The following is an 18,772-nucleotide window of genomic DNA, read 5'->3' on the forward strand; positions in this document are numbered from 1 at the left end:
GAGGGCCACGAGGTGCCGGCCACATACGCGTTTGGGTGAGGGGTTGCCTCCGCACCAAAAGCTCTCTCCATGGAGAGAACCCCTCATCCGGCGCTTCGCGCCACCTTCTCCCTCAAGGGGAGAAGGAAGAATTCGTAGGATGGGTAGAGCGCAGCGAAACCCATCATTGCTGGCGTCGGTGGGTTTCGCTGCGCTCTACCCACCCTACGCAGCGTCGCATCAGGCCGGCGTGAAGAACGGCAATGGCGCGCCGTCGGTCGGCTTGAACACCACCTTCACCTTCTGGCCGATCTTGAGCGTCTCGAGATCGCAGTCGACGAAATTGGTCTGCACCGACGGTCCCTCCTTCAGCGTGACGTAGCCGATCGCGTAAGGACCGGTCGGCGACTTCCGCATCAGGCTCCAGGTGTAGATGGTGCCCTCGCCCGACGCCTCCTCCCACACCGTCTTGTCCGAATAGCAGAACGGGCAGATCGAGCGCGGGAAGTAGTGCGCCTCGCCGCACGCCGTGCAGCGCTTGATCATGAACTTGCCCTCTTTCGCCGCATCCCAGAACGCGGCGGTCTCGGGGTTCGTCACCGGGGCCGGATATTTCTTTGCATCACCCATCACACGCGCTCCAGAATGGCGGTCGAGGCGGCGTGGCGCACGCCCAAAAGGCCGCCGGTGCCGTGGGCGATGGCGAGATCGCAGTTCCTGACCTGGACCTTCGGATGCGCCTCACCGCGCAGCTGCCTGACCGCCTCGATGATCTTGGTCATGCCGCCGCGATTGACGGGATGGTTGCTGCAGAGGCCGCCGCCATCGGTGTTGAACGGCAGCTTGCCGACGCCCGAGATCAGATTGCCGTCGGCGACGAACTTGCCGCCCTCGCCCTTCCTACAGAAACCGAGGTCCTCGAGCTGCATCAAGACGGTGATGGTGAAGCTGTCGTAGATCGAGGCGTATTTGATGTCTTTCGGCGTAATGCCGGCTTCCTCGAACGCGCGCGGGCCGGACCAGATTCCGGCGGAGTAAGTCAGATCGAGATCCTTGCCGCCGCGCGGGCCCTTCATCGCCTCGCCATGGCCGATCAGCTTGACCAGCGGCTTCTTCAGGCTCTTCGCGATCTCCGGCGTGGTCACGATCAGCGCGCCGCCGCCGTCGGAAACAACGCAGCAATCCATGCGGCGCAGGGGATCGGAGATCATCGGCGAGTTCAAGACATCCTCAACGGTGACGACGTCCTTGAGCATCGCATGCGGATTGTATTGCGCGTGATGGGAGGCCGCGACCTTGATCCAGGCGAGCTGTTCGCTGGTGGTGCCGTAGTCGTGCATATGGCGCATGGCACACATGCCATAGGCATTGTGCGTGGTGGCGCCGTAAGCAGATTCGAAATCGACCTCGGCACCGGCCGCGCGCGGCGGCATCACCCCGGTGCGCGGCTTGCCGGCCAGCGTGATCAGCGCGATCGAGCACTTGCCGGCGGCGATCGCCTCAGCCGCGTGGCCGAGATGGATGATGTAGGAACAGCCGCCGGTCTCAGTGGAATCGACGTGGCGGAGTTTTTTGGTGTTCAGGCCGAGATAATCGACCATCGGCCAAGCGCCGCCGGGCGCATCGCCCGCGCAGAAATAGCCGTCGACATCGTCCTTGCTGATCCCGGCATCCTCGATCGCGCCCTTGGCGACCTCGGCATGGAGCTGCGCGGTGGATTTGTCCGGCGCATGCCGGGTCGGGTGTTCGTAGATCCCGGCAATGTAGGCCTTGCCCTTGATGGTCAAACTTCAGGTCTCCGCTCGCGTTTCTTCTTGGCTCTTTTTTCTGAACCGCGGTGGGCTGATTGGCAAGCGGGGAAATATTCCGCCCCGCGAGAGGGCAGCGGGTTGGCGCAAGTGGAGGTGCATCCAAAATCAGGGCCGCGGATAGGAAACGACCCTGCCTGTCGCATCGTCATTGCGAGGAGCCCTTGCGACGAAGCAATCCAGAATCCCTCCGCGGAAGGATTCTGGATTGCTTCGCTGCGCTCGCAATGACGGAGTTCGTGGGCACTGACAGCGCAATTTCAACTCAAGTCGCGTTTCGCAGACACACCCCCGCATCCTCGCGGCGCACCTCGCCCGAGCTTTGCTTCCGTCTTGCTCCCCTCCGGGAACAGAGGGCGCAGGGAAGACCGGGCGCCGGCCGGGCACCCACGGTCCACTGTGCGAAGGTTGCGCTACAAGAGGCTGCACAGCGGCATACAGGTGAAGCCAAACAACCGGCCTTCCCTGCGCAGTGGCTTTACGGCTTATGTCGTGCTCTCCCCGGGGAGCGATGCACTATTGCCCCCGTCGCCTTGCGGATGACCGCAACACTTGACGCACAGACCCCGGGCGTCAGGACCACACGATTTTGCCGTACGCGAGACCGCGCCCGTCGTGCACGAGACAATCGCTCGCGCGACGCAGCCCGCGTCCACCGCCACTCACCCCGCGTTCGTGACGATCGCGATACGCCCCTCTGACTGGGATGAGGTGAGCAGCAGGTACGACAATTCCGAATTTCGGTAAAGCGGAATGTTTTTACGCCAATGGATTGACCCACGGCGTGGATGTTTTGCCCGGCAGGCGACACAAGGGATGGTGTGGCTGCCCGGATCAGCGCAGCGACATCCTGGAGATGCCGCGCAAACCGTCTCGGGTGTCGCTACGCTCACCCGAGCTACGAACCGGCACTCGGACGCGCGCGATAACCGAAGAACAGCATCAGCCCAGCCAGGATCAGGCCGAAGGCCAGGAAAACAGCGCCGCCCTTCACGCCAAAACTGTTCTGGTATTGGTGTTCGGCCGCGTCGTCGACGATGAGAGGCCGCGCATCCGGCCGGCCCGTGAGGTAGCGGATCCTGGTCTGCCTGACCGTCTGAACGCCGTTACGTGTGATCTGCCGCCAGAAGGCCGGGCTGATATGGGTCGGCCCGTAGGTCTGCTGCTGTCCGCTTCTGTCGGTCCACGCTAGCGTAACGAGATAGCTTGGAGCCTCGCCGGCCTTGTTCACTTCACCATAGGCACGGGTGATATCCGCGGTCGCTTCATCGCCGCGGTCGAGGATCTCCTTCAACGTGCTTTGCTCGGCATAGGAGCTCACCAGCATGTAACCGCCGAATGAAAGCATCACGACGGCCAGCAGCGCGAGGGTGTAAGGAAAGGGACGCGCTCGGTTGGCGATTGCGGCGCTCCCGGGCCCGCTTCGACGCGCCGACCATGCCTGCCACCCGATCACGAGCACCAGAATGACGGCGCAAATGGCTGTTCCCGCCAACATGAAGCCGGACAGGGACCGGAGATGGCTCAGATGGTCGTCGAGATCCTCGACCACCACCGGAAGCGATGAATCGTCGTCAACGACCTGAATGGGAATCGTCAGGAGCTTGAGCTGATTGCCGACCGTGACCCGCGCCGCATAGGCGGCGCTGACCGCGATGCCCTTGTGCTCGCGCGCAACGCCGTCCCGACCGGTCCATTGCAATCCGATCGACAGGTTTTCATCGACATAGCGCGGCCAGGCTCCGTCGAACACGAACGGAAATCGCGGCGAGACGGGTTGGGCCGACGTGATTTTCCCCGTGGTGCCGTAGCCATCACGCATGACGCGTTCGATGGCGTGCTGGTTCCAATACAGCCCCAACGTCGCCAACACGCCGACGGCCAAAAACACTATCAACACATTGCGCAATGACATCGATCGCCGCCTCGCTTAGCGCACGACCGCGTCGCCCGGCGCGCTTCACTATCGCAAGTTGCTGATATCGTGCGGGCGCAACTTTTGTCAAACGCACAAGATCATCAGAATCCGAGGGTGGGCAAAGCGCAGCGTTCCCACGTCTCCTTCGTAATCAATGGCAGGTGGTGGGCACGGCGCTTTGCGCCTTGCCCACCCTACGAGACCTCGTGCCGTCCCCGCCAACTGCCTTCCGTCAGGTCGGGCTGCGCGGCGCGGGCTTCAGTGGACGCCTCCGCGACCCAGGGAAAATGCCCGTCGCGATCGGGGTACACGACCTGCAGGCATTCAAACTCATCATTGCCGTAGAACCACCTGCTCCATCCGAGGTGAGAGTGATAGTGTTGCAAGGACACCGGAAGAAGCACGGCGGCGACGTTCTGAAACAGCGCATCGGTCAGCTCACCGATCGGCGGTCGCCGTCCAGCGTCGAGCTCCTGGTAGATCGTCCAGAACGTATCCTGGGCCGTCTGTTGCCGCATCGAAAACACGATCAGCTCTGGAAATCTGAACCTCAGCCAGAGGCCGGTCGTATAGGCGAAGCCGGGTCCTTCGCCATCAGGCATGACATGCGTGCCAAACCAGCCGTGGTTGCGAACTTGCTCGACGAAGTTCTGCTCGTGCTTATCGAGCCGATCGGGAGGCGCATCAAGGGCTGTAAACATTGCTCGCGCGTCCGGTCCAACGAGGAGGTGAGGATACGATTACCAAATAGCTCGGACCGGGTAAATCGCCGGCTCGCTGGCACGTATCGAACCGCTGTCCGGGCAAGATTCCGTAGGGTGGGCAAAGCGCAGCGTGCCTACGTCTTCTTCGTAATCAATGGCAGGTGGTGGGCACGGCGCGTTGCGCCTTTGCCCACCCTACGAGACTGCCCTACTCGGCTGCGATCTGCCGTGGCGCCGGCGGCGGGTTTGCCAGATCGGCAGCGAGCTGGGCGTAGCGGGCCTTCGCGTCGGCAACCGCCTTCTCCTTCACGGGGCCGTAGCCGCGGATGCGGTCGGGGAGCGAGAGCAATTCCACCGCGGTGTCGATCGTAACAGGCGACAACAGGCCGAGCACGGTTGTGACGTCCTTCTCGTAGCCGGCGATCAGGTCACGCTCGAGCTTGCGGTCGGCGCTGCGGCCGAAGATATCGAGCGCCGTGCCGCGCAGGAACTTGAACTTCGCCAGCACGCGGAAGACGTTCAGCATCCACGGGCCGAAGGCGCGCTTCTTCGGGCGGCCGAGCGCGTCGAGGCCACCGCCGAGGATCGGCGGGGCGAGGTTGAAGCTGAACTTGAAGTCGCCCTCGAACTGGTCGCGGAGCTGCTGCGCGAAGGCGCCGTCGGTGAAGAGACGCGCGACTTCGTATTCGTCCTTGTACGCGAGCAGCTTGGCGTAGTTGACCGCGACCGCGCGCGGCAGCGCATCGCCGTAGCCGCCCTTGACCGCGGCGTCACGGACCTGATCGACCAGCTTGCGATAGCGTTTGGCCAACCGGCCGTTCTGGTAGGCGGTGAGATGCCTGGTGCGATGCTCGATGACTTCGTCGAGGGTCATCGCCTCCAGCGTCTTCGGCGCGACGACCTCGTCCGTGCCCTTCAGCATGCCGGCGAGGCGCTGGGGATTCGCGACCGCGAGACGACCGAGACGGAAGGCTTCCTTGTTCATCTTGATCGAGACGCCGTTGACCTCGATCGCCTGCTCGATCGATTCCGCCGACAACGGGAACAGCCCCTTCTGATAGGCATAGCCCATCATCATCATGTTGGTGGCGATGGCATCGCCGAGCAGCTGCTCGGCCGGCTTGGTGAAATCGAAGAACACCGAGTCCTTGTGCAGCGCCGTCTCCAGGAGGCCGTTCAGCTTGCGGGTCTGGAAGTTGAAGTCGCGGTTGAGGACGAAATCGGCGGTGGGAATGACGTGGCTGTTGATGATGCCGCGGGTGCGGCTGGTGTCGCAGAGCGAGATCGTGTCCTTGGCGACCGCGACCACCTCGTCGGCCGCGAGCACGAGATCCGCCGTGCCGGTGACGATGCGCGAGCATGTCACCTCGGCCGGGTGATCGGACAGGCGGACGTGGCTCAGCACCGCGCCACCTTTTTGCGCGAGGCCCGACATGTCGAGGATCATCGAGGCCTTGCCCTCGATGTGGGCGGCCATGCCGAGCAGCGCGCCGATGGTCAGCACGCCGGTGCCGCCGACACCGCCGACCGCGATGTTGTAAGGCTTGTCGAGCGTCGGGCGCGAGGCGGGCTCGGGCAGCTCGCCGATGTCCGCCAGCTCGGCCGGGGCGCGGTGGCGCGGCTTGCCGCCGTCGACGGTGACGAAGGACGGGCAGAAGCCCTTCACGCAGGAATAGTCCTTGTTGCAGGACGACTGGTTGATGGCGCGCTTGCGGCCGAACTCGGTCTCCAGCGGCTCGACCGAGATGCAGTTCGACTGCACTGAGCAGTCGCCGCAGCCCTCGCACACGGCCGGATTGATCATGACGCGGCGCGCCGGATCCTCCATCAGGCCGCGCTTGCGGCGGCGGCGCTTCTCGGCGGCGCAGGTCTGCACGAAGACGATGGCCGAGGTGCCCTTGTAGTCGCGGCACAGCTTCATGACGTTCTGAAGCTCGTCGCGATGATACAGCTTCACCCCGGGCGCGATGGTGTCGGCCGGATAGGCGTCGGGCGCTTCGGAGACCAGATAGATCTCGCGGATGCCTTCGGCGTGGAGCTGGAAAGTGATCTGCTGCGGCGAGAGATCGCCGTCATGGCGCTGGCCGCCGGTCATGGCCACCGCGTCGTTGTAGAGGATCTTGTAGGTGATGTTGGTCTTCGACGCGACCGCCTGGCGGATCGCCAGAAGGCCTGAGTGGAAGTAAGTGCCGTCGCCAAGGTTGGCGAAAATGTGGTTCTCGTTGGTGAACGGCGCGATGCCGACCCACGGCACGCCCTCGCCGCCCATGTGCGTGAACGTCTCGGTCGAGCGGTCCATCCACAGCGCCATGAAGTGGCAGCCGATGCCGGCCAGCGCGCGGCTGCCTTCGGGGACCTTGGTCGATGTGTTGTGGGGACAACCGGAGCAGAAATACGGAGTTCGGGAGACGGGTGCGACCGCCTGCATCTGGGTCGCCTGACGGCCGTTGAACCAGTCGGCCTTGGCGCGGAGCATCGAAGCAATCTCGGGGTTGAGATTAAGTCGAAGCAGCCGCTCGGTCAGCGAGGTCGCGAGCGAGGCGACGCTGAGCTCTGCCGAGAAGGTCAGGAAGCGCTTGTCGTGCTCGTCCATCTTGCCGACGATGCGCGGGCGGACGTCGTCGCGCCAGTTGAACAGCTCCTGCTTGACCTGGTTCTCGACGATCTCGCGGCGTTCCTCGATGATGAAGATTTCCTCGAGGCCGACCGCGAACTGCCGCACGCCTTCCGGCTCCAGCGGCCAGGGCATGCCGATCTTGTAGAGGCGAAGGCCGATTTTTGCGGCGACCTCTTCGGTGATGCCGAGCTCGCGCAGCGCCTGCCGCACGTCCTCATAGCTCTTGCCTGAGGCCATGATGCCGAAGCGGGCGTTCGGCGAGTCCATCGTGACGCGGTTGACCTTGTTGGCGCGCGCAAAGGCGATGGCGGCAAAGCCCTTGTAGTCCTGCAGGCGGCGGTCCTGCTCGAAGCGGTCATCGGGCCAGCGCAGATTGAGGCCACCGGGCGGCAGCTCGAAATCCGGAGGGATGATGAACGGCTTCATCTCGTCGGTGAGGTCGATCTCGGCGGTCGTCTCCACCGTCTCGGTGATCACCTTCATGCCGACCCAGCAGCCCGAGTAACGCGACATCGCGATGCCGAGCAGGCCCATCTCGATCATCTCGTGGATGCTCGAGGGGTAGAGATACGGCATCAGCGCCGACATGAAGGCATGGTCGGACTGATGCGGGACGGTCGAGGATTTTGCGCCGTGGTCGTCGCCGGCAAGACACAGCACGCCGCCGTTCTTGGCCGAGCCCGCGGCATTGCCGTGGCGGAACACGTCACCACAGCGATCGACGCCAGGACCCTTGCCGTACCAGATGCCGACCACGCCGTCGTATTTGGCGCCGGGCGAGAGGTTGAGCTGCTGCGAGCCCCATACCGCGGTCGCCGCCAGATCTTCGTTCACGCCGGGCTGGAACTTGATGTTGTACTGCTCGAGATGCTTGCGGGCGGCGAAGAGCTGCTGGTCGTAGCCGCCGAGCGGCGAGCCGCGGTAGCCGGAGATGAAGCCCGCGGTGTTGAGGCCGTTGGCGCGGTCGCGCCGGATCTGGGCCATCGGCAGCCGGACCAGGGCCTGGATGCCCGTGGTGAAGACGTGCCCGGTTTCCTGGGTGTATTTTTGATCGAGACTGATCGGACCCTGGTTGATGCCCATGCTGTCCTCGTTTCGCCCTGTTCAGGTCTTGCCACTTAAGCCGTTGCCTGCCCGTTGTTTTTAGCTAGGGCGCGCCGACCACCTCTGCCACTCTATGTCGGATATTTAACGCGGCGCATCACAATTCTGGACCAAAGGGAGCGTCGGGTAAAAATCGCAACTTCGTGGCTGCAAAGGCATCGGCGATTTTCAATTTGTGTCACCATACCCCCGCCGTCGCGAAATGAATCGACGCACCGACAATGCAGGACGACGTCGATTGGTCGCAGGAGAGGCTTTCGATGCGGACGATTCTGGCTGGTCTTGCGTTGTGCAGTGCGGTTGCGAGTACGGTTACAAGCGTAACCCTCGCCGCCGAGCCGTCGCCCGAGCTGATCGCCTACGGCAGGACGCTGGTCGAGGCCGGTGGCTGCGCGGGCTGCCACACCGCCGATCCGGCCAAACCGTTCGCGGGCGGCAAGCGCATCGACACGCCCTTCGGCACGATCTATGCGCCGAACCTGACGCCCGACCGCGACACCGGGATCGGCGCCTGGACGGATGCCGATTTCACCCGCGCTGTGCGCACCGGCATCGCACCTGACGGCTCGAACTATTATCCGGCGTTCCCCTACCCCTACTTCACGAAGATGACGAAGGACGACACGCTGGCGATCCGCGCCTATCTCGGCACGCTGGCGCCCGTCGCGAGCCGCAACAAGCCGCCAGAGCTACGCTGGCCGTTCGGCTATCGCGGCCTGATGCGGGTCTGGAACGCCCTGTATTTCAAGCCCGGTCTGTTCGAGCCGGACCAGAGCCAGAGCGCGGCGTGGAACAGAGGCGGCTATCTCGTCACCGGCCTCGGCCATTGCGGCGCCTGCCATACACCGAAGAACTATTTTGGCGCCGACAAGCAAGCGCAGGCCCTCTCGGGCAGCGAGGTCGGCGGCTGGTACGCGCCAAGGCTCGATGGCGCCGCGCGCACCGGGCTGAGATCGTGGAGCGTCGAGGACATCACCGAATATCTGCAAAGCGGCCGCAACGCCAAAAGCCATGCCGGCGGGCTGATGGCGGAGGTGGTCGTCAACTCGACGGCGAAGATGGGCGATGCCGATGTGCGCGCGATCGCGGTTTACCTGAAGAGCCTGCCGCCGTCGCGGCGCGAGACCATCGTGACGCCGCCTGACGATACCGAGATGAAGTCCGGCCTGGCGGTCTATGCGAAGCTGTGCGTCGCCTGCCATGAGGCCGACGGCTCGGGCGCCCCGCGGATCTACCCGCCGCTGCCCGGCAACGCGCTGCTGCAATCGGTCAACCCGTCCTCGACCCTGCGCATCATCCTCGACGGCGCCCACACCGTGACGACGGAACGTGCGCCCAACACCGGCGAGATGCCTGGTTATGCCAAGCAATTGTCCGACCAAGAGATCGCGGCAGTGACGAACTACATCCGCAATTCCTGGGGCAATGCGGGCCCGCTGGTGACGCCGGCGCAGGTGGCGAAGGCGCGGAAGGAGGAGTAGTCCCTCCCCGTCATTGCGAGGAGCGCAGCGACGAAGCAATCCAGGATCCTTCCGCGGAGACATCTCTGGATTGCTTCGCTGCGCTCGCAATGACGACGTGGATAGAGCCTACTTCTCCTCATCCCCCGTGAAGACGAATTTCGGCATCTCCCATTTGTAGCGCACCGCCAGCAGACGGAAGCTGAGGCCGAGGACGAAGGTCAAGATCGTCCAGAGCTCGGCATTGAGATTCAAACCGAACGCGGTGGCATAGAACAGCCCTGTCACGACCGAGACGCTGGCGTAGAGCTCGGAACGAAACAACAGCGGCACGTCGTTGCAAAGCACGTCGCGCAACACGCCGCCGGCGCAGCCCGTCACCATGCCCGAGACGATCACGATCGGCAGCGAGACATCCATCTGCCAGGCGACGTTGCAACCGATCATGGTGAAGACGACGAGGCCGATGGCATCGAGCACGATGAAGGCGAGGTGCAGGCGATGCACGAGCCGCGCGATCACGATCGTCAGCAGCGCCGCGCCGCCCGGCAGCGCGAGATAGACCGGGTTCGCGACCCAGACCAGCGGATAGTGGCCGAGAAACAGGTCGCGCAGCGTGCCACCGCCGAGCGCGGTGATGCAGGCGAGAAGACACACGCCGACATAGTCCATGCTGCGCCGCCCGGCAGCCAGTGCGGCCGTCATGCCCTCCGCCGTGAGGGCAACGTACGCCAGATAGTGCAGCACCGTGTCGGTCGGGGGCAGGCTCCACATCAGCTTATTCCCTCGGGCTTGTTCCCTCGTCGCCGTCATGGAACTCGCGTCCAGTTCCGGGGTGAACAGGTTCCCGATTCCCGCCGCCGGAGCAACATGCGACGAAAGCATTGGAGGGCGCGGAACAGAATCTCGCACCTGAGGGTTGTCCCGCCGTGATCAACGAGGAGACCCAATCGATGGCTGACGACCGTTTTCCCAACGATCCGTATCGCCCGAACCTCGCCGACGATGAGTATGTCCGTGCGGCGCGCCGGGATGCCGAGCTGCAGGCTGATCCCGAGCTCGGCGAAGGCCCCGCCTCCAGCGGCAAGGTCGCGCTGTTCGCGGTGGCCGTCGCCCTGGTACTGGGCGCCGTGTTCTACGGCTTGAACAACACCAGCACGAGCAATCAGGCCAGCAACACGCCGGCGACGCAGACCGCGCAGCAGGCGCCGTCCGCCAATCCGGCCGCGCCTCCGGGCATGCGCGACGTGACGCCGCGCACCAACACCGAGCCAGGCACGACCACGGGCGCGGCGCCGAGCAAGCCGGCCCCGGATACGCAGACGCCGTCTGACGGCGCCAAGTAACGATTTGCAACAACATGCGACAGCGGCGGGACCTCACATCCCGCCGCTTTTCATTCGGCTCTAGCTGAACATCTTGTTGAGCTCGCCGCCGGGATAGCCGCTGCCGAGCTCTGTGAAGGTGCCCTTCTCCGCCATTTCCTTTGCCGCGCGCATGAAGCCGCCCCAGGCGGCGCGGGCGAGCGAGCCGCCGACACTGATCCGGCGCACGCCGAGATCCTCGGCTTCCTGCCGCGACAGTCCGGAGCCGCCGATCAGCAGGTTGAACGGTTTTGGTGCGACAGCCTTCACCACCGCGGCGATATCCTCGCGGGTCTTCAGGCCCGGCGCATAGAGACAATCGGCGCCGGCATCGGCGTAGGCGGTGAGCCGGTCGATGACGAGCTTGAGATCGGTCACGCCCCACAAATAAGCCTCACAACGCCCGACCAGCAGCGTGCCGCTGTCACCGATCGCCTTGCGCGAGGCCTTGATCCGCTCGACCGCGAGCGCGCGATCGTAGATCGGCTTGTCCTTGTCGCCGCTGGAATCCTCGATCGAGAGGCCCGCGACGCCGGTGCGCACACAGCGCTCGACGTTATCGGCGACCTTGTCCGGCTCGACGGCGAAGCCGCCCTCGAAATCCGCGTTGACCGGGATGTCGACGGAAGAGCTCAATGCTGCCAGATGCTGACAGACATCCTCGACGGTGACGTGGTTGTCGGCCTTGCCGATGGTCCAGGCAAAGCCCGCGCTCGATGACGCAATCGCCTTGAAACCGAGATGCTGCAAGGCTTTCGCGCTGCCGACGTCGACCGGATTGGGCAGGATGAAGCAGCCGCTCTCGTGCATTGTCCTGAACGTCGCGCGCTTGTCAGCGGTCGTCACATGCATGTTTCTCTCCCTGAGTTGGCCGCGCAGAGATAGGCACGGGTGTGCGCCAGTGCTAGTGCACGTCGTGCACGGCGCGGCTGTCCTTTGGCGCCTGCTCGCGATCATTCATGCTGTAGTCGCGGACGACGCTGGCGATGCGCAAGTGATAATCGGCAAAGATTTTTGCCCTGCCCTTGGCCTGGGTGCGGCGGTGCTCCATCGTGTTGCGCCAGGCCTGAACCGCCGCCTCATCCCGCCAGAACGACACCGACAGGATCTTGCCCTTCTCGGTCAGGCTCTCGAAGCGCTCGACCGAGATGAAGCCGTCGATGGTTTGCAGGATCGGCTTCAGATCGGCGGCGAGGTCGAAGTAATCCTGGCGATGTTCCGGCTTCGGCCAGACCTCGAAGATCACGGCGATCATGGGCGTCTCCTCATCGTTGGTGGCCCTACAATACCACTTACAAGACCACTTGGCGCAGGAAGGTGCGCTCTTCGGCGAGGATGAATTTCTCGGCTTCGGCATAATTGAAATTCGCTACGCCATCGAGATCAGCGCGCAACGTCTTGCGGTAGGATTCGTAGGCCGCCAGGCTCGCGAAGGAGATCAGGCCGAAGGCGATGTTGTTGGTTCCCTCGTGCGGCATGAAATAGCCGATCAACTCGCCGCCGCAGCGCGGGATGATGGTGAGCCAGCGCTTCGAATATTCCTCGAACTGCGCGCGCTTGAACGGATCGAGCTGGTAGCGGATGAAGACGGTGACGGACATGATGGGCTCCTGTGTTCTCTGTCGCTGCAAGCGCAGGTCTCGTAGGGTGGGCAAAGCGAAGCGTGCCCACGTCCTTTGTCCGCAACGACGATTGGTGGGCACGTCGCTGCGCTCCTTTGCCCACACTACGGGGACGGATTGCTTCGCTCGCAATGACGTGTTTGCAAAGCCACGCTACGCGCTTGCCCGACGACAATGCTTCGGCTACCATCGAAGCATGAAATCAGGTCCCGACATTGCCATGGTCGCCTCCCTGGTCGGCGACCCCGCCCGCGCCAACATGCTCACGGCGCTGATGAACGGCCGCGCGCTCACCGCGAGCGAGCTGGCGCAGGAGGCCGGCATCACGCCGCAGACCGCGAGCTCGCATCTTTCGAAGCTCGAGGCCGGTGGGCTGGTTGAGCCGGAGAAGCAGGGCCGCCACCGCTACTACCGCCTCACCGACGACGATGTCGCCGGCGTGCTCGAAGGCCTTGCGGGCCTTGCCGCCCGCACCGGCCACATGCGCGTGCGCACCGGGCCGAAGGATCCGGCGCTGCGGCGCGCACGGATCTGCTACGACCACCTCGCCGGCGATCTCGGCGTGCAGATGCTCGATTCCTTGCGCGCACGAAATCTGGTCAGGCAGAAGAAGCAGGACATCGAGCTGACGGCCGAGGGCGAGCGATTCCTCGCAAAACATCTGCAGATCTCGCCCGACATGCTCACCCATCCGCGCCGGCCTGTCTGCAAGGCCTGCCTCGACTGGAGCGAGCGGCGCCATCACCTTGCCGGCACACTGGGTGCCGCCATGATGCAGCGCTTCAACGAACTGAAATGGGCGGCGCGCGACGCCACGCCCGGCAGCCGCGTGGTGAATTTCACCCGCACCGGCGAAAAGCAGTTCGCCGCGCTGTTCGGGAACGGCAAGGACTGATCGCACGTTTGCGTGTGAATGAAGGCTCTCGTCATGGCCGAGGCTTGACCCGGCCATCCACGTCTTTAATGCGGCTGGCACGTGGATGCCCGGACATCAGCGCGAAGACGCGCTTCGCGCGTTTGCCCGGGCATGACGAAGACCGTGTCTCGCACCAAGAGCCTGTTTATGAACCGCCTCCTCCCGGCCGCGCTCGCGGCTGCCCTCCTCGCCTCCCCATTCACGTCCGCCCACGCCGCCGACACCGCCCCACGCGAGCCCTACGGCATCGCGCTTGAAGGCTTTGCCTATCCCTATCCCGTGCATCTGCTGCCTGTCATCAATGACGGCGAGCAGCTCAGCATGGCCTATATGGACGTCGCGCCTGCGCAGCCGAACGGCCGCACCGTCGTGCTGCTGCACGGACGCAATTTTCCGTCGAGCTACTGGGCGCCTGTCATCAGGATGCTGAGCGAGGCGGGCTATCGCGTCGTGGTGCCGGACCAGATCGGCTTCGGCAAATCCTCCAAGCCGCAAGGCGAACTCCATTTCGACAATCTGGCGCGCAACACCGTCGCGCTGCTCGATCACCTCAAGATCGAGAAGGCCGAGATCGTCGCCCATTCGCTCGGCGGCATGCTCGGGGTACGCATCGCCCGCGCCTATCCCGACCGCGTCGTCCATCTGGTCCTGACCGCGCCGATCGGGCTCGAGGACTACCGCCTCTATGTGCCGCCGACGCCGACCGAGACAATCATCGCGACCGAGGACAAGCTCACGGCCGACGGCTATCGCAAGCAGCTCCAGACCAATTACGCGATCAAGCTGCCGCCCGACGCGATCACGCCGTTCATCGACGCCCGCTTCAACATCAAGGGAAGCCCCGATTATCCGCGCTGGCTGCGCGCCTTCGTCAGCTCCGGTCAGATGATCTATCGCGAGCCGGTCGCGGACGAGATTCCGCTGATCACGCTGCCAACGCTGTTCATCATGGGCGCCGATGATCACAACGCGCCGGGCCGCCCTCTCGCACCGGAGGCGTTGCGCGCGAAAATGGGAGAGAATGCCGAGCTTGCGAAAGCGCTCGCCGCGAAGATGCCGAATGCGCGGGCGGAGGTGATCCCGGACACCGGCCACCTCGTGTTCCTGGAAGCGCCGGAGAAGTACAAGGAGTTGGTGCTGGGCTTTCTCGGCCGGTAGCGACACCAGGATGTCGTCCGAGGCAAGACACGGGGAACGTTCATGCCGCATTCAGGTCATGATTGGCAGATTTGGATCGCGACGTGTCGACTTGTTGCAAGATTTAACATGTCGAATCGTGTCTTTTGATTCATTGTGCGCCGCAAGCGCCAGTCCCCCCAAGAATCTACCCCAAGGACGAGAAGGAAGATCAAATGAAATATCTGTTCGCAGCCGTCGTGCTCGCCACCACGGTCGTCGGGTTCGGCGAGATGGCCAGCGCCGCCGAGGGCTGCGGCCCCGGGTTCTATCGCGGCCGCTACGGCAATTGCCGCCCGATGCGCGGTGCGGTCGTTGTTCGCCCCGCCCCCGTCGTGGTCGCCCCGCCAGTCGTCGTCGTGCCCCGCGCCCGCGTGTGCCCCTATGGCTTCCGTTGGTGGGGTGGCCGCTGCCGCCCGATCTGATCTCGTCTTTTCGGTATTGCAAAGTGGCCGCGCGGCGAAAGCTGCGCGGCCATTTCTTTTGAGCGTCCGAGATCGCATCGGGGTGCGCCCCGCCGAATCAAAAACGGGGACCGCCATTGCGGTCCCCGTTCAGAGCTGGCTAGTTGCGAGCTTACCAGTGGTGGCGGCGATGCCAGCGCCGGCGGCGCCAGCCCCAATGACGGTGACGCCAGCCCCAGTGACGGCGATGGCCGTGCCAGTGCACCTGCTCGGGCTTCAGCTGCGCGGTCTCCTCGCTGGTCGTGACGGCAGGACGAGCCTCGAGATTGCCTTCCGGCATGCGGGCGGGACCACCGGCCGGCTGCGGCGACAACGGCGCGGCCTGTGCAGCGGTCGTGGCGAAGGCGGCGGCGCCCGCCGTCACTCCCAATGCAAGCTTCAAAAAGTTCCGGCGCTCCATGACAAATCCCTCTCGGCTACCTGGCAAGTGATGCAGAGGAAGTGTCGGGGTCACGACATGAACCAAAGCTGAATCAGGTGTTCAGCTTCATTGCGAAGCGGACAGTCTTCCACCTACTTCGCAAACTCCTGCGCCAGCACCAGCGTCTCGCGCGTGCGTTTCACATTGGGCCAGTCGCGGTTGAAATCGGCAACGAGCTGCCTCAAGGCGTCGCCCTTGAGCATCGTATCGAGCGCGGCTTCGTCATCGAACTGATACATCGCCTGATGTGTCGAAGGCGGCGCGCTTGCTGGCGTCAGTGACGGTGGCGCGGACGACGAAGTAGGCAGCGGGCATGCGTTTCCTCCTGTTGTTTGGCCGCAGCATAGCCGGTTATGCTTGCGGCAACAAAAAGCCCGCACGACCGGATTATTCCGTTGCGCCAAAAAGAGAGGGAGCGACCATGCGCAGGATCATCACGGGTCTCATCGCGATCACCTGCCTGTGGCCGGCTGCCTCGCTCGCCGAAATCGTCCGCTTCGACATCGTGGAGCGCGTGCCCGCCTTCGCGGGGCGCAGCTTCGGCGCCGTCGGCACTTATGAGCGCATCACCGCGCGCGCCACCTTTGCGCTCAACCCGGCCGACGACCGGAACGCCGTCATCACCGATCTCGCGCTCGCGCCGCGCAAGGCCGACGGCAAGATCGAGGCCGCCGCGGACGTCGTGATCCTCAGGCCCAGCGATCCCACCCACGGCAACGGCACGCTGCTGCTGGAGGTGCCCAATCGCGGCCGCAAGCTCGCGCCGCAGCTGTTCGACGATTCCGCCCCGCCCGGCGCCAACAACGCGGAGAAGGCCGAGGATGCCGGCATCGGCTTCCTGCATCGCCAGGGTTTCACGATGGTCTGGGTCGGCTGGCAGGGTGACATCCCCTCCAGGCCCGGACAACTTGCGCTTGCCGCGCCCGCGATCAAGGACGTCACCGGTCCCGCGCGCGAAGAAATCATCTTCGACAGCACAACCAACCCCGGGCGCGCGACGCTGACCTGGCCGGCGACTGACCCCGCCGACCTCAAGGTCTCCGTGCGCGCGGCCTGGTCCGATGTGCGGCAGATGCCCCCCGGCCTCTCCGCAAAACTCGTCGATCCCAATACGGTCGAGATCACCCGCCCCGATGGCTTCGACGCCGGCGCGCTCTACGAGATCAGCTACACCGCACGCGATCCGGTCCCGCTCGGCGTGGGGTACGCCGCTGTCCGCGATGTCGTCAGCTTCCTTCGTCACGACGAGACGCCGGCGAACCCGCTGCTCAACGGCCTGCATCCGTCGGTCAGCCGCGCCATCGGCTTCGGCGTCTCGCAGTCCGGCCGCTTCCTGGGCGACTTCCTCTATCTCGGCTTCAACGAGGACCTCCAGGGCCGCATGGTGTTCGACGGCCTGATGCCGCATGTCGCGGGCACGCGGCGGATGGCGACCAACGTCCGCTTCGGCCAGCCCGGCCGCAACCCGCGCCATCCGCAGGATCCGGCGTGGCAGGCCGATCTGTTCCCCTTCACCTATGCGAGCCTGAGCGATCCCTATTCCGGCAAGACCGATGGCCTCTTGCGCCGCTGCGCGCTCTCGGCGACCTGCCCCAAGGTGATGCAGACCGACAGCGAGCACGAATGGTGGGCCTCGCATGCTTCGCTCCTGGTCACCGACCTCTCAGGCAATCACCTCGACCTCCCGGACAACGTCCGCGCCTACATGATCGCAGGCACGCCGCACTTCGCCAGCCCCACCGACGTGACGCAGAAGGGCGTGCCCGCAATGGCGTTGCCGCAGAACCCGATGCATGCGGGCATGCCGATGCGCGCGCTGCTCACCGACCTCAACGCCTGGATCAGCGACGGCATCAAGCCGCCCGCAAGCCGCGTCCCCATGCGCGCTCACGGCACGCTGGTGCCGGCGCAAGGCGCCGTGCCGGCGGACATCCCCGGCCTGCCCTATGCCGGCATCTACACGCTCGCCGCCTTCTCCGACCAGAGCGTGCTGCCGCCCAAGGAGATCGGCCGCTATCCCGTGTTCGTGCCGAAGGCGGACAATGACGGCATGGCCATCGCGGGCATCCGCCAGCTCGCATTGGCCGTGCCGCGCGCAACCTACACCGCCTGGAATCCGCGCGCGCAAGGGTTTGGCCCGACTGCGCTCTATCCGCTGCAAGGCGCGGTGGTGCCGTTCGCGCCGACCGAGGCGGCACGGAAGGAAGTGCATGATCCCAGGCCATCGATTGCGGAACGATATGCCGATGACGGCGCGTATATCGCCGCGGTGAAGCGTGAGGCAGCGCGGCAGGTGGCGGAGCGGCTGCTGGTGCCGGAGGATGCGGAGCGCGCGGTGGATGCCGCGAAGCAGGGCAAGCTGGCGAAGCTGGGGCAGTGAAACAAACCCGGTGACCCCGTAGGGTGGGCAAAGCGAAGCGTGCCCACGGCTGCCGCCGCCGTGCAGAAGATGGTGGGCACGGCGCAAGTGCGCCTTTGCCCACCCTACGAAAAACATCGCCGCATTGTCGGAACGCCCGCCCCTCATCCGTCCTATGCCCAGACAGCACGGAGACACCCCATGGCCGACCTCACCCTCACCACCTTCGACTGGGTTCCCCCGCCTCCGCGCGGCTTCGTCCGCGACCTCCGCGTGCGCTGGGCGCTGGAGGAAGCCGCCCTGCCCTATCGCGTCGCGAGCGCGCCGTTCAGCGATCGCGGCCCCGCGCATCTCGCGCACCAGCCGTTCGGCCAGGTGCCATGGCTGACCGACGGCGACCTCTCGATCTTCGAAAGCGGCGCGATCCTGCTGCATCTCGGCGGGCTCAGCGCAAAGCTGATGCCCCCAGATCCGCGCGGCCGTAACGAGGCGACCGAATGGCTATTCGCCGCGCTCAATTCGGTGGAGATGGCAAGCCTGCCCTGGACGATGTCGAAGTTCATGGGCCATCCGACCGACACGGCGGCGTGGAAATTCGTGGACGATTTCCTCAAGCTCCGCCTCAAGCACATGGAGCCGGTGCTTGCGGGGCGCGAGTGGCTGGCGGGCTCCTTCTCCGTCGCCGACATCCTCATGTCCGACGTGCTGCGCATCGTCGATCAGTTCGACGGGCTGGGGGACAGTCCCGCCTGCCGCGCCTACGTCGCCCGTGCCACCGGCCGTCCGGCTTTTGCAAAAGCCCACGCCGACCAGATGGCGCATTTCGCTGCGGCGGATGCGGCGCGCTAGCGCCAGGTGAG

General features: G+C 64.8%; 17 protein-coding genes and 1 pseudogene. 7 read left to right on the forward strand and 11 right to left on the reverse strand.

Annotation, left to right across the window (positions count from 1 at the left end; translation table 11 throughout):
• Positions 1–219: 219 nt before the first annotated feature.
• The 5 genes from I3J27_RS22880 to I3J27_RS22900 all read right to left on the reverse strand — a co-directional run bounded on the left by I3J27_RS22880 (position 220) and on the right by I3J27_RS22900 (position 8,109).
• Positions 220–609, reverse strand: coding sequence for a Zn-ribbon domain-containing OB-fold protein (locus I3J27_RS22880; protein ID WP_270160680.1), 390 nt, complete (start codon positions 607–609; stop codon positions 220–222).
• Entirely contained in the window at positions 609–1,766 is a 1,158-nt protein-coding gene (locus I3J27_RS22885; RefSeq protein WP_270160681.1) for a thiolase family protein, read from the reverse strand. Before I3J27_RS22885 ends, I3J27_RS22880 begins: the two co-directional genes overlap by 1 nt.
• A 919-nt stretch (positions 1,767–2,685) precedes the next feature.
• A complete protein-coding gene (locus I3J27_RS22890) occupies positions 2,686–3,702 on the reverse strand; it encodes a hypothetical protein (protein WP_270160682.1) in 1,017 nt (338 codons plus the stop codon).
• 197 nt (positions 3,703–3,899) lie between these two features.
• Complete coding sequence (locus I3J27_RS22895; RefSeq protein WP_270160683.1) at positions 3,900–4,406, reverse strand: DUF4262 domain-containing protein; 507 nt, start codon at positions 4,404–4,406, stop codon at positions 3,900–3,902.
• Positions 4,407–4,617: 211 nt separating this feature from the next.
• Positions 4,618–8,109 carry an indolepyruvate ferredoxin oxidoreductase family protein gene (locus tag I3J27_RS22900; RefSeq protein WP_270160684.1) on the reverse strand — a complete coding sequence of 1,164 codons (3,492 nt, stop codon included), beginning with the start codon at positions 8,107–8,109 and terminating at the stop codon, positions 4,618–4,620.
• Positions 8,110–8,390: 281 nt separating this feature from the next.
• Here I3J27_RS22900 and I3J27_RS22905 point away from each other — a divergent pair, with 281 nt between their 5' ends.
• Positions 8,391–9,611, forward strand: a complete 1,221-nt coding sequence (locus I3J27_RS22905) for a c-type cytochrome (protein ID WP_270160685.1) — start codon at positions 8,391–8,393, stop codon at positions 9,609–9,611.
• Positions 9,612–9,719: 108 nt separating this feature from the next.
• Here I3J27_RS22905 and I3J27_RS22910 read toward each other — a convergent pair whose 3' ends face one another.
• A complete protein-coding gene (locus tag I3J27_RS22910) occupies positions 9,720–10,364 on the reverse strand; it encodes a trimeric intracellular cation channel family protein (RefSeq protein WP_270160686.1) in 645 nt (214 codons plus the stop codon).
• Positions 10,365–10,543: 179 nt separating this feature from the next.
• Here I3J27_RS22910 and I3J27_RS22915 point away from each other — a divergent pair, with 179 nt between their 5' ends.
• Positions 10,544–10,936 (forward strand): hypothetical protein, encoded by a 393-nt coding sequence (locus I3J27_RS22915; protein ID WP_270160687.1) that lies wholly within the window; start codon positions 10,544–10,546, stop codon positions 10,934–10,936.
• Between the two features lie 60 nt (positions 10,937–10,996).
• Here the strand turns inward: I3J27_RS22915 and I3J27_RS22920 are convergent, their stop codons facing one another.
• From I3J27_RS22920 to I3J27_RS22930, 3 genes are read right to left on the reverse strand one after another with little or no spacing between them, the layout of a single operon-like run.
• Complete coding sequence (locus tag I3J27_RS22920; protein WP_270160688.1) at positions 10,997–11,806, reverse strand: isocitrate lyase/PEP mutase family protein; 810 nt, start codon at positions 11,804–11,806, stop codon at positions 10,997–10,999.
• Positions 11,807–11,858: 52 nt separating this feature from the next.
• Complete coding sequence (locus tag I3J27_RS22925) at positions 11,859–12,209, reverse strand: antibiotic biosynthesis monooxygenase family protein (RefSeq protein WP_270160689.1); 351 nt, start codon at positions 12,207–12,209, stop codon at positions 11,859–11,861.
• 37 nt (positions 12,210–12,246) lie between these two features.
• A complete protein-coding gene (locus I3J27_RS22930) occupies positions 12,247–12,555 on the reverse strand; it encodes an NIPSNAP family protein (RefSeq protein WP_270160690.1) in 309 nt (102 codons plus the stop codon).
• 217 nt (positions 12,556–12,772) lie between these two features.
• On the opposite strand from I3J27_RS22930, the gene I3J27_RS22935 reads away from it, so the two are divergent.
• The 3 genes from I3J27_RS22935 to I3J27_RS22945 all read left to right on the forward strand — a co-directional run bounded on the left by I3J27_RS22935 (position 12,773) and on the right by I3J27_RS22945 (position 15,093).
• Positions 12,773–13,471, forward strand: a complete 699-nt coding sequence (locus I3J27_RS22935) for a winged helix-turn-helix domain-containing protein (protein ID WP_270160691.1) — start codon at positions 12,773–12,775, stop codon at positions 13,469–13,471.
• A gap of 168 nt (positions 13,472–13,639) precedes the next feature.
• Positions 13,640–14,650: an alpha/beta fold hydrolase gene (locus I3J27_RS22940; protein WP_270160692.1), complete on the forward strand. Its 1,011-nt coding sequence runs from the start codon at positions 13,640–13,642 to the stop codon at positions 14,648–14,650.
• A 194-nt stretch (positions 14,651–14,844) separates the two neighbouring features.
• The gene (locus I3J27_RS22945; RefSeq protein ID WP_270160693.1) at positions 14,845–15,093 is read left to right on the forward strand and encodes a GCG_CRPN prefix-to-repeats domain-containing protein; all 249 of its coding nucleotides are present in this window, start codon (positions 14,845–14,847) and stop codon (positions 15,091–15,093) included.
• 151 nt (positions 15,094–15,244) lie between these two features.
• On the opposite strand, the gene I3J27_RS22950 is transcribed toward I3J27_RS22945, so the two are convergent.
• Both I3J27_RS22950 and I3J27_RS22955 read right to left on the reverse strand, forming a co-directional pair.
• Positions 15,245–15,532, reverse strand: coding sequence for a twin-arginine translocation signal domain-containing protein (locus I3J27_RS22950; protein WP_270160694.1), 288 nt, complete (start codon positions 15,530–15,532; stop codon positions 15,245–15,247).
• A gap of 113 nt (positions 15,533–15,645) precedes the next feature.
• Positions 15,646–15,868 (reverse strand): annotated as a pseudogene (locus I3J27_RS22955) (hypothetical protein).
• A 106-nt stretch (positions 15,869–15,974) separates the two neighbouring features.
• Here I3J27_RS22955 and I3J27_RS22960 point away from each other — a divergent pair.
• Together I3J27_RS22960 and I3J27_RS22965 are read left to right on the forward strand one after the other, a co-directional pair.
• Positions 15,975–17,933: an alpha/beta hydrolase domain-containing protein gene (locus I3J27_RS22960; RefSeq protein WP_270160695.1), complete on the forward strand. Its 1,959-nt coding sequence runs from the start codon at positions 15,975–15,977 to the stop codon at positions 17,931–17,933.
• Positions 17,934–18,113: 180 nt separating this feature from the next.
• On the forward strand, positions 18,114–18,761 hold the full coding sequence (locus I3J27_RS22965) for a glutathione S-transferase family protein (RefSeq protein ID WP_270160696.1): 648 nt from the start codon (positions 18,114–18,116) through the stop codon (positions 18,759–18,761).
• Positions 18,762–18,772 lie beyond the last annotated feature (11 nt).

Origin of the sequence: Bradyrhizobium xenonodulans (assembly GCF_027594865.1) — a bacterium.
Lineage (GTDB): Bacteria > Pseudomonadota > Alphaproteobacteria > Rhizobiales > Xanthobacteraceae > Bradyrhizobium > Bradyrhizobium xenonodulans.

Bases quoted from the DNA above. Each gene is read 5' to 3' on its own strand.
- I3J27_RS22930 (WP_270160690.1), bottom strand. From the start codon at position 12,555: ATGTCCGTCACCGTCTTCATCCGCTACCAGCTCGATCCGTTCAAGCGC.
- I3J27_RS22945 (WP_270160693.1), top strand. From the start codon at position 14,845: ATGAAATATCTGTTCGCAGCCGTCGTGCTCGCCACCACGGTCGTCGGG.
- I3J27_RS22960 (WP_270160695.1), top strand. From the start codon at position 15,975: ATGCGCAGGATCATCACGGGTCTCATCGCGATCACCTGCCTGTGGCCG.
- I3J27_RS22895 (WP_270160683.1), bottom strand. From the start codon at position 4,406: ATGTTTACAGCCCTTGATGCGCCTCCCGATCGGCTCGATAAGCACGAG.
- I3J27_RS22900 (WP_270160684.1), bottom strand. From the start codon at position 8,109: ATGGGCATCAACCAGGGTCCGATCAGTCTCGATCAAAAATACACCCAG.
- I3J27_RS22950 (WP_270160694.1), bottom strand. From the start codon at position 15,532: ATGGAGCGCCGGAACTTTTTGAAGCTTGCATTGGGAGTGACGGCGGGC.
- I3J27_RS22915 (WP_270160687.1), top strand. From the start codon at position 10,544: ATGGCTGACGACCGTTTTCCCAACGATCCGTATCGCCCGAACCTCGCC.
- I3J27_RS22880 (WP_270160680.1), bottom strand. From the start codon at position 609: ATGGGTGATGCAAAGAAATATCCGGCCCCGGTGACGAACCCCGAGACC.
- I3J27_RS22925 (WP_270160689.1), bottom strand. From the start codon at position 12,209: ATGATCGCCGTGATCTTCGAGGTCTGGCCGAAGCCGGAACATCGCCAG.
- I3J27_RS22905 (WP_270160685.1), top strand. From the start codon at position 8,391: ATGCGGACGATTCTGGCTGGTCTTGCGTTGTGCAGTGCGGTTGCGAGT.
- I3J27_RS22940 (WP_270160692.1), top strand. From the start codon at position 13,640: ATGAACCGCCTCCTCCCGGCCGCGCTCGCGGCTGCCCTCCTCGCCTCC.
- I3J27_RS22920 (WP_270160688.1), bottom strand. From the start codon at position 11,806: ATGCATGTGACGACCGCTGACAAGCGCGCGACGTTCAGGACAATGCAC.
- I3J27_RS22935 (WP_270160691.1), top strand. From the start codon at position 12,773: ATGAAATCAGGTCCCGACATTGCCATGGTCGCCTCCCTGGTCGGCGAC.
- I3J27_RS22910 (WP_270160686.1), bottom strand. From the start codon at position 10,364: ATGTGGAGCCTGCCCCCGACCGACACGGTGCTGCACTATCTGGCGTAC.
- I3J27_RS22890 (WP_270160682.1), bottom strand. From the start codon at position 3,702: ATGTCATTGCGCAATGTGTTGATAGTGTTTTTGGCCGTCGGCGTGTTG.
- I3J27_RS22965 (WP_270160696.1), top strand. From the start codon at position 18,114: ATGGCCGACCTCACCCTCACCACCTTCGACTGGGTTCCCCCGCCTCCG.